This is a genomic window from Streptomyces sp. SM1, assembly GCF_002910825.1.
In the GTDB taxonomy this organism is placed as follows: Bacteria; Actinomycetota; Actinomycetes; order Streptomycetales; family Streptomycetaceae; genus Streptomyces; species Streptomyces okerensis.
The window spans coordinates 1-15,982 of record NZ_NEUB01000695.1; the positions used below are offsets into that span (position 1 = coordinate 1).

Consider the following 15,982-nt stretch of genomic DNA (forward strand, 5'->3'; position numbering starts at 1 on the left):
AGCGGCGGAGCATGTGGCTTAATTCGACGCAACGCGAAGAACCTTACCAAGGCTTGACATACACCGGAAAGCATTAGAGATAGTGCCCCCCTTGTGGTCGGTGTACAGGTGGTGCATGGCTGTCGTCAGCTCGTGTCGTGAGATGTTGGGTTAAGTCCCGCAACGAGCGCAACCCTTGTCCCGTGTTGCCAGCAAGCCCTTCGGGGTGTTGGGGACTCACGGGAGACCGCCGGGGTCAACTCGGAGGAAGGTGGGGACGACGTCAAGTCATCATGCCCCTTATGTCTTGGGCTGCACACGTGCTACAATGGCCGGTACAATGAGCTGCGATACCGCGAGGTGGAGCGAATCTCAAAAAGCCGGTCTCAGTTCGGATTGGGGTCTGCAACTCGACCCCATGAAGTCGGAGTCGCTAGTAATCGCAGATCAGCATTGCTGCGGTGAATACGTTCCCGGGCCTTGTACACACCGCCCGTCACGTCACGAAAGTCGGTAACACCCGAAGCCGGTGGCCCAACCCCTTGTGGGAGGGAGCTGTCGAAGGTGGGACTGGCGATTGGGACGAAGTCGTAACAAGGTAGCCGTACCGGAAGGTGCGGCTGGATCACCTCCTTTCTAAGGAGCACTTCTAGGCTGCTTCGGCAGTCCAGGGGCCAGTTCATCGGCGAACGTCCGGTGCTGGTTGCTCATGGGTGGAACGTTGACTATTCGGTCCTGTTTCTCGGGCCGGTGGCTGCAAGTACTGCTCTTCGGAGCGTGGAACGCACGATCACCGGACGGGGCGGGGCCGGGCACGCTGTTGGGTGTCTGAAGGTACGGCCGCAAGGTCTGTCTTCAGTCGCCGGCCCCAGTGAACTTGCCTGTGAGGGCAGGGTGATGGGTGGTTGGTCGTTGTTTGAGAACTGCACAGTGGACGCGAGCATCTGTGGCCAAGTTTTTAAGGGCGCACGGTGGATGCCTTGGCACCAGGAACCGATGAAGGACGTGGGAGGCCACGATAGTCCCCGGGGAGCCGTCAACCAGGCTTTGATCCGGGGGTTTCCGAATGGGGAAACCCGGCAGTCGTCATGGGCTGTCACCCTTGCCTGAACACATAGGGCAAGTGGAGGGAACGCGGGGAAGTGAAACATCTCAGTACCCGCAGGAAGAGAAAACAACCGTGATTCCGGGAGTAGTGGCGAGCGAAACCGGATGAGGCCAAACCGTATGCGTGTGAGACCCGGCAGGGGTTGCGCATACGGGGTTGTGGGATCTCTCTTGACCAGTCTGCCGGCTGGTCGACGAGTCAGAAACCGTTGATGTAGGCGAAGGACATGCGAAAGGTCCGGCGTAGAGGGTAAGACCCCCGTAGTCGAAACATCAGCGGCTCGTTTGAGAGACACCCAAGTAGCACGGGGCCCGAGAAATCCCGTGTGAATCTGGCGGGACCACCCGCTAAGCCTAAATATTCCCTGGTGACCGATAGCGGATAGTACCGTGAGGGAATGGTGAAAAGTACCGCGGGAGCGGAGTGAAATAGTACCTGAAACCGTGTGCCTACAAGCCGTGGGAGCGTCGCGTTGAGTGCTTGCACTCAACGTCGTGACTGCGTGCCTTTTGAAGAATGAGCCTGCGAGTTTGCGGTGTGTTGCGAGGTTAACCCGAGTGGGGAAGCCGTAGCGAAAGCGAGTCCTAATAGGGCGTTTCAGTAGCACGCTCAAGACCCGAAGCGGAGTGATCTAGCCATGGGCAGGTTGAAGCGGAGGTAAGACTTCGTGGAGGACCGAACCCACCAGGGTTGAAAACCTGGGGGATGACCTGTGGTTAGGGGTGAAAGGCCAATCAAACTCCGTGATAGCTGGTTCTCCCCGAAATGCATTTAGGTGCAGCGTCGTGTGTTTCTTGCCGGAGGTAGAGCACTGGATAGGCGATGGGCCCTACCGGGTTACTGACCTTAGCCAAACTCCGAATGCCGGTAAGTGAGAGCGCGGCAGTGAGACTGTGGGGGATAAGCTCCATGGTCGAGAGGGAAACAGCCCAGAGCATCGACTAAGGCCCCTAAGCGTACGCTAAGTGGGAAAGGATGTGGAGTCGCACAGACAACCAGGAGGTTGGCTTAGAAGCAGCCACCCTTGAAAGAGTGCGTAATAGCTCACTGGTCTAGTGATTCCGCGCCGACAATGTAGCGGGGCTCAAGCGTACCGCCGAAGTCGTGTCATTGCAGCATATACGGCCAACGCCGGCTGTGATGGGTAGGGGAGCGTCGTGTGCCGGGTGAAGCAGCCGCGGAAGCGAGTTGTGGACGGTTCACGAGTGAGAATGCAGGCATGAGTAGCGATACAAACGTGAGAAACGTTTGCGCCGATTGACTAAGGGTTCCTGGGTCAAGCTGATCTGCCCAGGGTAAGTCGGGACCTAAGGCGAGGCCGACAGGCGTAGTCGATGGATAACCGGTTGATATTCCGGTACCCGCTGTGAAGCGTCAAACATCGAATCCAGTGATGCTAAGCCCGTGAAGCCGCCGGCTGAGTCTTCGGACGAGGTCGGAGTGGTGGAGCCGGTGACCCGAGCTGGTAGTAGGTGAGTGATGGGGTGACGCAGGAAGGTAGTCCATCCCGGGCGGTGGTTGTCCCGGGGTAAGGGTGTAGGCCGGACGGTAGGTAAATCCGCCGTTCATTAAGGCTGAGACCTGATGCCGAGCCGATTGTGGTGAAGTGGATGATCCTATGCTGTCGAGAAAAGCCTCTAGCGAGTTTTATGGCGGCCCGTACCCTAAACCGACTCAGGTGGTCAGGTAGAGAATACCGAGGCGTTCGGGTGAACTATGGTTAAGGAACTCGGCAAAATGCCCCCGTAACTTCGGGAGAAGGGGGGCCATCACTGGTGAGAGGACTTGCTCCTCGAGCTGGGGGTGGCCGCAGAGACCAGCGAGAAGCGACTGTTTACTAAAAACACAGGTCCGTGCGAAGCCGTAAGGCGATGTATACGGACTGACGCCTGCCCGGTGCTGGAACGTTAAGGGGACCGGTTAGTCACTCTTCGGGGTGGCGAAGCTGAGAACTTAAGCGCCAGTAAACGGCGGTGGTAACTATAACCATCCTAAGGTAGCGAAATTCCTTGTCGGGTAAGTTCCGACCTGCACGAATGGCGTAACGACTTCTCGACTGTCTCAACCATAGGCCCGGTGAAATTGCACTACGAGTAAAGATGCTCGTTTCGCGCAGCAGGACGGAAAGACCCCGGGACCTTTACTACAGTTTGATATTGGTGTTCGGTTCGGCTTGTGTAGGATAGCTGGGAGACTGTGAACTCTGGACGCCAGTTCAGGGGGAGTCGTCGTTGAAATACCAGTCTGGTCGTGCTGGATGTCTAACCTGGGTCCGTGATCCGGATCAGGGACAGTGTCTGATGGGTAGTTTAACTGGGGCGGTTGCCTCCTAAAGAGTAACGGAGGCGCCCAAAGGTTCCCTCAGCCTGGTTGGTAATCAGGTGTTGAGTGTAAGTGCACAAGGGAGCTTGACTGTGAGACCGACGGGTCGAGCAGGGACGAAAGTCGGGACTAGTGATCCGGCGGTGGCTTGTGGAAGCGCCGTCGCTCAACGGATAAAAGGTACCCCGGGGATAACAGGCTGATCTTCCCCAAGAGTCCATATCGACGGGATGGTTTGGCACCTCGATGTCGGCTCGTCGCATCCTGGGGCTGGAGTCGGTCCCAAGGGTTGGGCTGTTCGCCCATTAAAGCGGTACGCGAGCTGGGTTTAGAACGTCGTGAGACAGTTCGGTCCCTATCCGCTGTGCGCGTAGGAGTCTTGAGAAGGGCTGTCCCTAGTACGAGAGGACCGGGACGGACGAACCTCTGGTGTGCCAGTTGTCCTGCCAAGGGCATGGCTGGTTGGCTACGTTCGGGAGGGATAACCGCTGAAAGCATCTAAGCGGGAAGCCTGCTTCGAGATGAGGACTCCCACCTCCTAGAGAGGGTAAGGCTCCCAGTAGACGACTGGGTTGATAGGCCGGATATGGAAGCACCGTAAGGTGTGGAGTTGACCGGTACTAATAGGCCGAGGGCTTGTCCTCAGTTGCTCGCGTCCACTGTGTTGGTTCTGAAACCACGAACAACCCCATGCCCGGTCACGGTGTGGTGCGGTTGAACGGTTTCATAGTGTTTCGGTGGTCATAGCGTAGGGGAAACGCCCGGTTACATTCCGAACCCGGAAGCTAAGCCTTACAGCGCCGATGGTACTGCAGGGGGGACTCTGTGGGAGAGTAGGACGCCGCCGAACAATCATTCAAAGGGTTGGATCCCGAACTTCGGTTCAGGGTCCGACCCTTTTTTGTTGCGCGTCACTTGGAGTTCACGTGGCGCGACGAGCATCCACCCCATGATGGGTACTGGTGCACTGCTCAGGGCCGCCGGTGTCGGTGTCGGTGACGAGGTCGTCGTACCTGCCTTCGGCAACGTGGAAGTCGCCGAGGCCGTGATGACGGCCGGGGCCCTGCCGGTCTTCGCCGACATAGACCCGGCGACCTACTGCCTGGAGCCGGCCGCGGTGGAAGCGGCCACAACTCCGCGGACGGCGGCCGTCGTTGTCGTACACCGCTTCGGCCGGCCCGCCGATCTCGGGTCGTTGCACGCCCTCGGTCGGCGGCACGGGCTGCTGGTGCTGGAACACCGGGAGTCCGAGGCGCCCGCGGCGCCGTACGAGGAGATGGCGCAACGGCGTGAGAGGGCCGCGTTCCTCGACGCCAGACTGCGGGGCGTGCACACCCCGGAAGGCGGAACCGGGCACACCTATCAGCAGTACGTCGTCCGCGTACCGGGGAACGGACGTCCCGACCGGGACGCCTTCGCACGAGCCATACGCGCCAAGGGCGTCGAATGCCGGGTGCCGGTGAAGACGCCTGTGCACCGGCTGCCCGGATTCCGCCAGTGCGTCTCCCTCCCCGAGACCGAGCGGGCCGCCGACGAGACCCTCGCGCTTCCCGTCGACGCCTCACTGACCAAGAGGGACATGCAGCGGATCGCGTCCGCGTGCAATGCGCTGGGCGGACTGCTGCAACCGGCCCTCTGAGGGCGGTTGGGAGCACGGCTCCGTTCGGGGTATGCTCTACCCCGTTGCCGCGAGGAAACCTCGCACGAGGCAACAGGCCCCTATAGCTCAGTCGGTAGAGCGTCTCCATGGTAAGGAGAAGGTCAACGGTTCGATTCCGTTTGGGGGCTCGGACAGAAAGGCCCCGCCCATTCGGGCGGGGCCTTTCTCATGTCCTGGGCAAGGTGCCCGCTAATCCTTCTGCAGCCCCGGTACCCGCATGGCCAGAATGGCCATGTCGTCGGACGGCGCGTCGGAGGCGAAGCGTTCCACGGCCCGCATGATGCGTGCCGCGACGGCGCCGGCCGTCAGGCCCGTACAGGTCGTCAGGACCTCGGCGAGACCGTCGTCGCCCAGCATCCGCGGGCCCTCACGGCGCTCCGTGACGCCGTCGGTGACGCAGAGGAGGACATCGCCGGGATCGAGGGTGACCGTCTGCTCGTACAGTTCCAGGTCCTCCAGCACGCCGAGGAGCGGCTGGGGTTCCGCGGCCGGTTCGACCGTGCCGTCCTGGCGGAGCCGGAGCGGGAGGGGATGGCCGGCGCAGACCACCTTCAGTTCCGCGCTGCCGTCCTCCTGCGGGCGCATCTCGCCGTACAGGAGGGTGAGGAAGCGGCTGCGGGCGCCCTCGTCGAGGATCGCGGAGTTGAGGCGCTCCAGGACCGCCGGGCCGCTCAGGCCCTCGCGTGCCAGCAGGCGGAGCGCGTGCCGGGCGAGGCCGGTGACGGCCGCCGCGTTCGGGCCCGTACCGCAGACGTCGCCGATGGCGAAGCCGTAGGCACCGTCGCTGATCGGGAACAGGTCGTAGAAGTCGCCGCCGACCTCGTTGCCCTCACCGGCCGCGCGGTAGATGACCTCGACCTCGACACCCTCGATCGTCGGCAGCTCCGGCGGCAGGAGACTGCGCTGGAGGGACTGGCTGATGGCCGTGCGCTCGGAGTAGAGGCGGGCGTTGTCCAGGGCCAGGGCGGCCCGCCGGGAGAGGTCCTCGGCGAGTTCCAGGATCTCCTGGCGGAAGTGCTCGTCGGTCGGCTTGCCGAGCGTCAGCATGCCGATGACGCGGTTGCGGGCGACCAGGGGAAGAACCACCGTCTCGCCACCGACCGCGGAGGCGGTGGCGAGCGTCGGGCCGATACCCGTCGTGATCTGCTGGGAAGGGCCGCCGCTGAGGCCGAGGCTGCGCATGGACGTGCGCAGGGCGGCCTGGTGGGCGACCTCCGCGGGCGCCGACCAGACACGGGCGCCGGGAGCGGGGACCGGGTCGGGAGGAGCGATCTTCGACAGCAGGGACTTGATGCCGTCGATCAGCTCCTCGTCCTCGTGGAGCACGTAGGAGAGGTACGGGTCGGAGGACTGGTCGGCGATCGTGTAGACGGCGCACCAGGTGGCGAGGGTCGGAACCGTCATCTGGGCCATCAGGGCCAGGGTCTGGTCCCGGTCCAGGGTGCCGGCCAGCAGGTCGGACGCCTCCACCAGGAAACTGAGCGAGCCCCGGCGCAGCCGCTCCAGCTCGCCGAGGCGGGCCGACTCGACCGCGAGGGCGATCCGGTCCGCCGCGAACTGCAGGCGCAGAGCCTCCTCGTTGGAGTACCTGCCGGGTGCCTCGGCGGCGACACCGAGCGAGCCGGTGAGGCGGCCCTCGACCTTCAGCGGGACGGTGACGACCGAGCGCATACCGGTGCTGTTGAGGAGGGGCACCGCGCCGGAGACGGCGGCGAGGTCCTCGTGGACGGCCGGCATGCGGGCGGAGCCGTAGCGGCCGGGGCCCGCCTCGACGGGGACGCGGGCGAAGCGCTGGCGGGCCGAGGGAAGGCCGGTGGAGGCGCGGACCTCCAGTTCGGTCTCGTCGTCGGTGGCGAGGAGCAGGAAGGCGGAGTCGCCGTCGAGCATGTCGCGGGCGCGTTCCACCGTGCGCTGGAGCAGGCCGTCGAGGTCCTCCGGCGGGGGCGAGCCGATGAAGACCTCGAACGGGTCGGCGCTCTGGCCCTCGGAGCCGCCGGACGAGTCGGACGCCGGGCCGCGCAGGGGCGTCTGCAGGACCGCCCGTTCGTGGTCCCGCACGAGCAGACAGACGGTCGACGGTTCGCCGTCCGTGTCGCGGACCCGCAGGTGGGAGGCGTACACCGGGATCACCCGGCCGCTGGCGCTGTGGATGCCGTAGCTGCCCTCCCAGCGGGAGAGCCGGAGGGCCTCGGCGATGCCGGTGCCGGTGCCCGGGGTGTGCGGCCAGGCCGCGAGATCGGTGAGCGGTTTTCCGGTGACCTGCTCGGCGGAGTAGCCGAAAAGCTCCTCCGCGTCCTCGTTCCAGGCGCTGATGGAGCCGATCCGGTCGATCTGGACGACGGCCACCCGGACCCGGGTGTCGGCGAGCGGGAGGAGGTGGGCCGGCAGGGAGGGACCGGCGGACCGGGCACCGACGGGGCGCTCGGGAAGGTCGAGCTGGAACCAGACGGTCTTGTGGGTGGGGGTGTAGTCCACGCCCCAGTGGCCCGCCAGGGCCGCGCACAGCTGGAGGCCCCGGCCGCCCTCGCGGTCGGGGCTGCCCATGTTGACGGGTGAGCCCTGGAGCGGGATCTCGCGCTCCGGATACCGGTCGGCCACCTCGATCCGTACGCCCTCTTCGCTGCGCAGGCAGAGCAGGTCGGCGGAGGTGCCGGCGTGCACGACGGCGTTGGTCACCAGTTCGCTGGTGAGAACCACGGCATCGTCGACGACGTCGCCGAAGCCCCAGCCCTGCAGGGTGTCGCGGACGAAGGAGCGGGCGCTCGCGACCGATCGCCCCAGGGGCTCGAAGCTGGCGGCCGCGCGCGCGGTGATCACAGAACTCCTCGACCGGTTCTCGACGGGCATGGCTCCCTGGCCGACCGGCTCGCCCCGCTGGTGCGGCAGGCCGTCAGTCGGCCGTGGGTCCGGGGGCTGGTCCCCCGGGATCACTCCGGTGGTCATGTGTGCGGCCGCCCCTCCGATGCCCGCTCGTCTCGTGCCACCGCCCAGACCGGGCGGACCGGCGTGGCTGGACAGCCGGATGCAAGGTTACTTACCTTCGCCGTCCGAGCGGATGCCGGTCCGCGGTGTTTCCGTCCGGAGGTGTCAGCCGTCCGGCGGGTGTGCGGACGATGTGCGAAGCTGCCGAACTGTTATGGCCTGGTTCGGTGAGGGTGAAACACTGGGCAGGCTTGTAGTGAAGGTCCGGGCAGGCCGTGTGCCTTCCGCGTCGGGTGGGCAGCAGCCCCCTGGCGGCGCCTTGGAACGTCGGGCAGGAAATCGCAGTAGTAGCAGTAGTACAGGAAAAGCACGGCAGGAACGGGACGCCCTGGAGGGCGCCCGGGGCACAGCGGTAACGGTCGACCCCTGCGGGAGGGACACAGTGGAGTCTGGCGCAGCGACGCGGGGCACGAAGACGACGCGCGCGAAAGGCGGACAGTCCCTGAGTAAGCCGGGAAGGGCACGGGGCGGGACCACGACCGTGGACACGGCGGCCCTGAACCGGCTGATGACGGCCCTGGTGGCGATGCGGGACGGCAACTTCCGCAGGCGGCTCACGGTGTCGGGCGACGGCGTGATGTCGGAGATCGCGGCGGTCTTCAACGAGGTGGCCGACCGCAATCTCCATCTGACGGGTGAGCTGGCGCGGGTGCGTCGCATGGTCGGCCGTGAGGGAAAGCTCGCGGAGCGGCTGGAGACCGGGCCCTCCGAGGGCTCCTGGGCGACCGCCATCGACCACTCGAACGCACTGGTGGACGACCTCGTACGGCCGGTCTCCGAGGTGAGCCGGGTGCTGTCGGCGGTGGCCGAGGGTGATCTGTCGCCGCGCATGGAGCTGCGGACGCAGGCGCCGGACGGGACCGGGCACCCGCTGCGGGGCGAGTTCCTGAAGGTCGCGCGGACGGTCAACAACCTGGTCGACCAGTTGTCGACCTTCACCGACGAGGTCACGCGTGTGGCCAGCGAGGTCGGTACCGAGGGCAAGCTGGGCGGACAGGCCCAGGTGCGGGGCATGTCCGGTTCGTGGAAGGACCTGACGGACTCCGTCAACACGATGGCGGAGCGGCTGACGGCGCAGGTGCGCGACATCGCGCTGGTGACGACGGCCGTCGCGCGCGGTGATCTGTCGCGCAAGGTCACCGTGCATGTCGAGGGCGAGATGCTCGAGCTGAAGAACACCGTCAACACGATGGTGGACCAGCTCTCCGCGTTCTCCTCCGAGGTGACCCGGGTGGCCCGTGAGGTGGGCACCGAGGGTGCCCTGGGCGGTCAGGCGCAGGTGCCCGGGGTGGACGGCGTGTGGAAGGAGCTCACGGACTCCGTCAACACCATGGCCGGCAATCTCACGGCGCAGGTGCGCGGGATCGCCGAGGTGACGACGGCGGTCGCCAACGGTGACCTGTCGCGAAAGGTGACGGTGCCGGCGCGCGGCGAGGTGGCGCAGCTCGCCGACACGATCAACCAGATGACCGAGACGCTGCGGATCTTCGCCGACGAGGTCACCCGCGTCGCCAACGAGGTCGGGGCCGAGGGGCGGCTGGGCGGCCAGGCGAACGTGCCGGGTGCGGCGGGTACGTGGAAGGACCTGACGGACTCCGTCAACACGGTGTTCCGGAACCTCACCACTCAGGTGCGGGACATCGCTGCGGTGACGACGGCGGTCGCCAACGGCGACCTGTCGCAGAAGGTCACCGTGGACGTGGCCGGCGAGATGCTGGAGCTGAAGAACACCGTCAACACGATGGTGGACCAGCTGTCCGCCTTCGGTGCGGAGGTCACGCGCGTGGCGCGCGAGATCGGCGTCGAGGGTGAGCTGGGCGGCCAGGCGCAGGTACCGGGTGCGGCGGGTACGTGGAAGGACCTGACGGACTCCGTCAACACGGCGTTCCGCAACCTCACCGGACAGGTGAGGAACATCGCCCAGGTGACGACGGCGGTCGCCAACGGCGACCTGTCGCAGAAGGTCACCGTGGACGTCTCCGGCGAGATGCTCCAGCTGAAGAACACCGTGAACACGATGGTGGACCAGTTGTCGAGCTTCGCCGACCAGGTCACGCGGATGGCCCGGGACGTGGGCACGGAGGGCCGGCTGGGCGGCCAGGCACGTGTGGACGGCGTGTCGGGCACCTGGAAGGAGCTCACCGACTCCGTCAACTCCATGGCGTCGAACCTGACCGGTCAGGTGCGCAACATCGCGCAGGTGACGACCGCCGTCGCGCGGGGCGACCTGTCGCAGAAGATCGACGTGGACGCGCGAGGGGAGATCCTCGAGCTGAAGAACACCATCAACACGATGGTGGACCAGCTGTCGTCGTTCGCCGACCAGGTGACGCGCGTGGCCCGTGAGGTGGGCACCGAGGGCCGGCTGGGCGGTCAGGCGCAGGTGCCCGGGGTCGCCGGCGTGTGGCGGGACCTGACGGACTCCGTGAACGGCATGGCGTCGAATCTGACCGGTCAGGTGCGCAACATCGCCCAGGTGGCGACGGCGGTGGCGCGCGGTGACCTGTCGCAGAAGATCACCGTGGACGCGCGCGGGGAGATCCTCGAGCTCAAGAACACGCTGAACACGATGGTGGACCAGCTGTCGTCGTTCGCCGAGGAGGTCACGCGGGTGGCCCGCGAGGTGGGCACCGAGGGCATCCTGGGCGGTCAGGCCGAGGTGCAGGGTGTCTCCGGCACCTGGAAGGACCTCACCCAGTCGGTGAACGGCATGGCGAACAACCTGACCCTCCAGGTGCGCAACATCGCCGAGGTCACCACCGCGGTCGCCAAGGGTGACCTGTCGAAGAAGATCACCGTCGACGCCAAGGGCGAGATCCTCGAGCTGGTCACGACCGTCAACACGATGGTGGACCAGCTGTCGTCGTTCGCCGAGCAGGTGACCCGGGTGGCCCGTGAGGTGGGTACCGAGGGCATGCTGGGCGGTCAGGCGCATGTGCCGGGCGTCACGGGCATCTGGAAGGACCTGAGCGACAACGTCAACCTGATGGCCAAGAACCTGACCACTCAGGTGCGCAACATCGCGCAGGTCTCCGCCGCCGTCGCCAACGGCGACCTGACGCGGCAGGTCAGCATCGAGGCGCGTGGTGAGGTGGCGCAGCTCGCCGACACCATCAACACCATGGTGAAGACGCTGAGCGCGTTCGCCGAACAGGTCACCAAGGTGGCCCGTGAGGTGGGCACGGACGGCATCCTGGGCGGTCAGGCGCATGTGCCGGGTGTGGCGGGGACCTGGAAGGACCTCACCGAGTCGGTGAACGGCATGGCGTCCAACCTGACCGGTCAGGTCCGCAACATCGCCATGGTGACGACGGCCATTGCCAAGGGCGACCTGACGAAGAAGATCGACATCGACGCGCGCGGGGAGATCCTCGAGCTGAAGACGACCATCAACACGATGGTGGACCAGCTGTCGTCGTTCGCCGAGGAGGTCACGCGCGTCGCCCGCGAGGTGGGTACCGAGGGCGCCCTGGGCGGTCAGGCACGGGTGCGGGACGTCGACGGCACCTGGCGGGACCTGACCGAGTCCGTGAACGAGATGGCCGGAAATCTCACCCGGCAGGTGCGCGCCATCGCGCGGGTGGCGACCGCGGTGACGCGCGGCGACCTGAACCTGAAGATCGACGTGGACGCGTCCGGGGAGATCCAGGAGCTGCAGGACTACATCAACAAGATGATCGCCAACCTGCGCGACACCACCATCGCCAACAAGGAGCAGGACTGGCTCAAGGGCAATCTGGCCCGCATCTCGGCGCTGATGCAGGGCCGCCGCGACCTGGACGACGTGGCCTCGCTGATCATGAGCGAGCTGACGCCGGTGGTGTCCGCGCAGCACGGCGCGTTCTTCCTGGCGATGCCGCTGGTCGACGGCGAGGACCTGACCTCCGCGGACGACGACCAGTTCGAGCTGCGCATGCTCGGTTCGTACGGCTACTCCATGGGGTCCATGCCGACGTCGTTCCAGCCGGGTGAGGGGCTCATCGGGACGGCCGCCATGGAGAAGCGCACGATCCTGGTGGAGAACGCGCCCAGCGGCTATCTGAAGATCTCCTCGGGGCTCGGGGAGGCGCCCCCGGCACAGGTGATCGTGCTCCCGGTGCTGTTCGAGGGGAAGGTGCTCGGTGTCATCGAGCTGGCGTCGTTCACGCCGTTCACGGCGATCCAGAAGGACTTCCTCAACCAGATCGCCGAGATGATCGCCACCAGCGTCAACACCATCTCGGTCAACACCAAGACCGAGCGGCTGCTCGCCCAGTCCCAGGAGCTGACCGAGCAACTGCGCGAGCGGTCGGCGGAGTTGGAGCAGCGGCAGAAGGCGCTCCAGGCGTCCAACGCCGAACTGGAGGAGAAGGCCGAGCTGCTGGCCCGGCAGAACCGCGACATCGAGGTGAAGAACACCGAGATCGAGGAGGCGCGGCAGGTCCTGGAGGAGCGCGCGGAACAGCTCGCGGTGTCCATGCGCTACAAGAGCGAGTTCCTGGCGAACATGTCGCACGAGCTGCGGACGCCGCTCAACTCGCTGCTCATCCTGGCCAAGCTGCTCGCCGACAACGCCGACGCGAACCTGTCCCCGAAGCAGGTCGAGTTCGCCGAGACGATCCACGGCGCCGGGTCCGACCTGCTCCAGCTCATCAACGACATCCTCGACCTGTCGAAGGTCGAGGCGGGCAAGATGGACGTGTCCCCGACGCGTATCGCGCTCGTCCAGCTCGTCGACTACGTGGAGGCCACCTTCCGGCCGCTGACCGCCGAGAAGGGCCTGGACCTGTCCGTACGGGTCTCGCCGGAGCTGCCGGCCACGCTGCACACCGACGAGCAGCGGCTGCTGCAGGTGCTGCGGAACCTGCTGTCCAACGCGGTGAAGTTCACCGACTCCGGATCGGTCGAGCTGGTCATCCGGCCGGCCCGTGACGATGTCCCGCAGGCCATCCGGGAGCAGCTGCTGGAGGCCGGTTCGCTGACCGACCCGGACGCTGATCTGATCGCGTTCTCGGTGAGCGACACGGGTATCGGTATCGCGGCCGGCAAGATGCGGGTGATCTTCGAGGCGTTCAAGCAGGCCGACGGCACCACCAGTCGCAAGTACGGCGGTACGGGGCTGGGGCTGTCCATCTCGCGGGAGATCGCCCAGCTGCTCGGCGGTGAGATCTACGCGCAGAGCGAGCCGGGCCGCGGCTCCACCTTCACGCTGTACCTGCCGCTGCACGCCAGCGAGCTGCCGCCGAACGGCTACGCCCAGCCCATGCCGGCGCTGGAGGCCGGGGGCCTGGTGGCGTCGGCCGAGTCGGCCTCGCCGGAGCCCGGGGCACCCGTGGAGGTGAACCCGTACCAGGACGCCCGGAACGGGACGGCCGCGCTCTTCCGGCGCAGCCGCCGCATCACTCCCCGTCCGGAGCTTCGCTCCGAGGCGGAGCCGGAGCAGTGGCCGGGCGTGGAGCACCAGGAGCCGGCGCCCCGGTCGTCGCGCCGGGGTATCCGCTTCGGCGGGCAGAAGGTGCTGATCGTCGACGACGACATCCGCAACGTCTTCGCGCTCACCAGCGTGCTGGAGCAGCACGGTCTGTCCGTGCTGTACGCGGAGAACGGCCGTGAGGGCATCGAGGTGCTGGAGCAGCACGACGACGCGGCGGTCGTGCTGATGGACATCATGATGCCCGAGATGGACGGGTACGCCACGACCACGGCGATCCGCCGGATGCCGCAGTTCGCCGGGCTGCCGATCATCGCGCTCACCGCGAAGGCGATGAAGGGCGACCGGGAGAAGGCGATCGAGTCGGGTGCCTCCGACTATGTGACCAAGCCGGTCGACCCGGATCACCTGCTGTCGGTGATGGAGCAGTGGATGCGGGGGGAGTGAGGGCGGCGCCCGGAGGGCGCGCGCACGTGGCGGGACGCTTCGGTGTTCATCCGGAGTTGCTGACGCGGTGCACGCGAAGTCGTGTAGAAGTACGGGATTCGGGGAACCTTCTGGTCTCGCACCGCGTTTCTGCTGTGTGCACAGTGACATCACGGTGACAGGGTGTGGCGACAGGCGGGGTGCGGCTACGATGACCGGCACAAGGACGGACGGCGCCAGGGAGTCGTCCCCTGGGGTGGTACTCACAGGTGCGGCCCCAGGTCCTGTGGACAGGGGAGGCCCCAAGCCGGGGCGAGGAGGGCGGGCCATGGTGCAGAAGGCCAAGATCCTCCTGGTCGATGACCGGCCGGAGAATCTGCTCGCGCTGGAGGCGATCCTCTCGGCGCTGGATCAGACGCTGGTGCGGGCATCGTCCGGGGAGGAAGCGCTCAAGGCACTGCTCACGGACGACTTCGCGGTCATCCTGCTGGACGTGCAGATGCCGGGCATGGACGGATTCGAGACGGCCGCGCACATCAAGCGGCGGGAGCGGACCCGGGACATCCCGATCATCTTTCTCACCGCGATCAACCACGGCCCGCACCACACCTTCCGTGGGTACGCGGCCGGGGCGGTCGACTACATCTCCAAGCCGTTCGACCCGTGGGTGCTGCGCGCGAAGGTCTCGGTCTTCGTCGAGCTGTACATGAAGAACTGCCAGCTGAGGGAGCAGGCGTCGCTGCTGCGGCTCCAGTTGGAGGGCGGCGAGAAGGACGCCGGTGAGGCGAAGGAGTCGGCGGGACTGCTCGCCGAGCTCTCGGCCCGGCTCGCAGCCGTCGAGGAGCAGGCCGAGGCGCTGACCAAGCAGCTGGGCGACGATTCGACGGACGCGGCCGCGGTGGCCACGGCGGCCCATCTGGAGCGCAAGCTCACGGGATTGCGGCGGGCGCTGGACGCCCTGGAACCGGGGACCGGCAGCGCGTCGTCGGTGCCGTCGCAGAACTGACGCCGGGGAAACCGGCCTTGCCCGGCCTCCGGAGCCGAGCGGCCCTGAAGGAATGTCAACTGGGCTTCCCCGGGGCCCCGCCGCGTCAGCTTCACGCCCCTGCGGAAGCGACACGAACGGGTGAAGCGCCCGTCACGCGTGTCCCCCGCGGTCTCCGCCGGTAACCTCACACCCATGGCCTCACGTCCCTCCGCAGCCAGGAAGCCGCCCGCGAAGAAGGCGGCCGCTTCCCCGAAGGCTCCGGCGAAGAAGGCCGCTGCCAAGAAGGCCCCGGCGAAGAAGGCTCCCGCCAGGAAGTCCCCGGCGAAGAAGCCGGCACCCGCGCCGGCCCCGAATCCGACCAGCGGCGTGTACCGGCTCGTACGCGCCCTGTGGCTGGGCCTCGCGCACGCGGTCGGTGCCGTCTTCCGGGGCATAGGGCAGGGCGCCAAGAACCTCGACCCCGCGCACCGCAAGGACGGCCTCGCGCTGCTGCTGCTCGCCGTCGCCCTGATCGTCGCCGCCGGTACCTGGGCGGACCTGGAGGGTCCCGTCGGCGACCTCGTGGAGATCCTGGTCACCGGCGCCTTCGGCCGGCTCGACCTGCTGGTACCGATCCTGGTCGCCGTCATCGCCGTACGGTTCATCCGGCACCCGGAGAAGCCCGAGGCCAACGGGCGGATCGTCATCGGCCTGTCCGCGCTCGTCATCGGCGTGCTCGGACAGATCCACATCGGGTGCGGATCGCCCGCCCGCAGCGAGGGCATGCGCGCGATAAGGGACGCCGGCGGCCTCATCGGCTGGGTGGCGGCCACGCCACTGTCGTCCACCATGACCGATGTGCTCGCCGTGCCGCTGCTGGTCCTGCTCACGGTCTTCGGTCTGCTGGTCGTCACGGCCACGCCGGTGAACGCCATCCCGCAGCGGCTGCGTCGGCTCGGTGTCCGGCTCGGAGTCGTGCAGGAACCCGACCCGGAGGAGTTCGGCGAGGACGACGCGCGGTACGAGGAGCAGTGGCGCGAGACGCTGCCGGTGAGCCGCCGCGGACGGCGCCCGGCCCCGGAGGAGTACGACCCGGGAAGTGCCGAGCAGGAGGCGCTGTCCCGGCGC

Annotated in this window: 4 protein-coding genes, 1 tRNA gene, 3 rRNA genes and 1 pseudogene; 8 read left to right on the forward strand and 1 reads right to left on the reverse strand. The window is 66.6% G+C overall.

Going from position 1 to position 15,982, the window contains the following annotated elements; translation table 11 throughout:
- From B9S61_RS19285 to B9S61_RS19305, 5 genes are all read left to right on the forward strand, one after another.
- Positions 1–615 (forward strand): 16S ribosomal RNA (locus B9S61_RS19285); the annotation flags it as partial.
- A gap of 312 nt (positions 616–927) precedes the next feature.
- Positions 928–4,053, forward strand: a 23S ribosomal RNA gene (locus B9S61_RS19290).
- 89 nt (positions 4,054–4,142) lie between these two features.
- Positions 4,143–4,259: ribosomal RNA gene (gene rrf, locus B9S61_RS19295) — 5S ribosomal RNA — on the forward strand.
- A gap of 117 nt (positions 4,260–4,376) precedes the next feature.
- On the forward strand, positions 4,377–5,048 hold the full coding sequence (locus B9S61_RS19300; protein ID WP_181007439.1) for a DegT/DnrJ/EryC1/StrS family aminotransferase: 672 nt from the start codon (positions 4,377–4,379) through the stop codon (positions 5,046–5,048).
- 76 nt (positions 5,049–5,124) lie between these two features.
- A tRNA-Thr gene (locus tag B9S61_RS19305) sits at positions 5,125–5,197 on the forward strand.
- Positions 5,198–5,258: 61 nt separating this feature from the next.
- Here B9S61_RS19305 and B9S61_RS19310 read toward each other — a convergent pair.
- On the reverse strand, positions 5,259–8,012 hold the full coding sequence (locus B9S61_RS19310; protein WP_103543385.1) for a SpoIIE family protein phosphatase: 2,754 nt from the start codon (positions 8,010–8,012) through the stop codon (positions 5,259–5,261).
- 421 nt (positions 8,013–8,433) lie between these two features.
- Here B9S61_RS19310 and B9S61_RS19320 point away from each other — a divergent pair, with 421 nt between their 5' ends.
- The 3 genes and pseudogenes from B9S61_RS19320 to B9S61_RS19330 form a co-directional block, all read left to right on the forward strand.
- Complete coding sequence (locus tag B9S61_RS19320) at positions 8,434–13,908, forward strand: HAMP domain-containing protein (protein ID WP_103543386.1); 5,475 nt, start codon at positions 8,434–8,436, stop codon at positions 13,906–13,908.
- A gap of 307 nt (positions 13,909–14,215) precedes the next feature.
- Positions 14,216–14,893, forward strand: a complete 678-nt coding sequence (locus tag B9S61_RS19325; RefSeq protein ID WP_103543387.1) for a two-component system response regulator — start codon at positions 14,216–14,218, stop codon at positions 14,891–14,893.
- A gap of 174 nt (positions 14,894–15,067) precedes the next feature.
- Positions 15,068–15,982, forward strand: a pseudogene (locus tag B9S61_RS19330) (cell division protein FtsK); the annotation flags it as partial.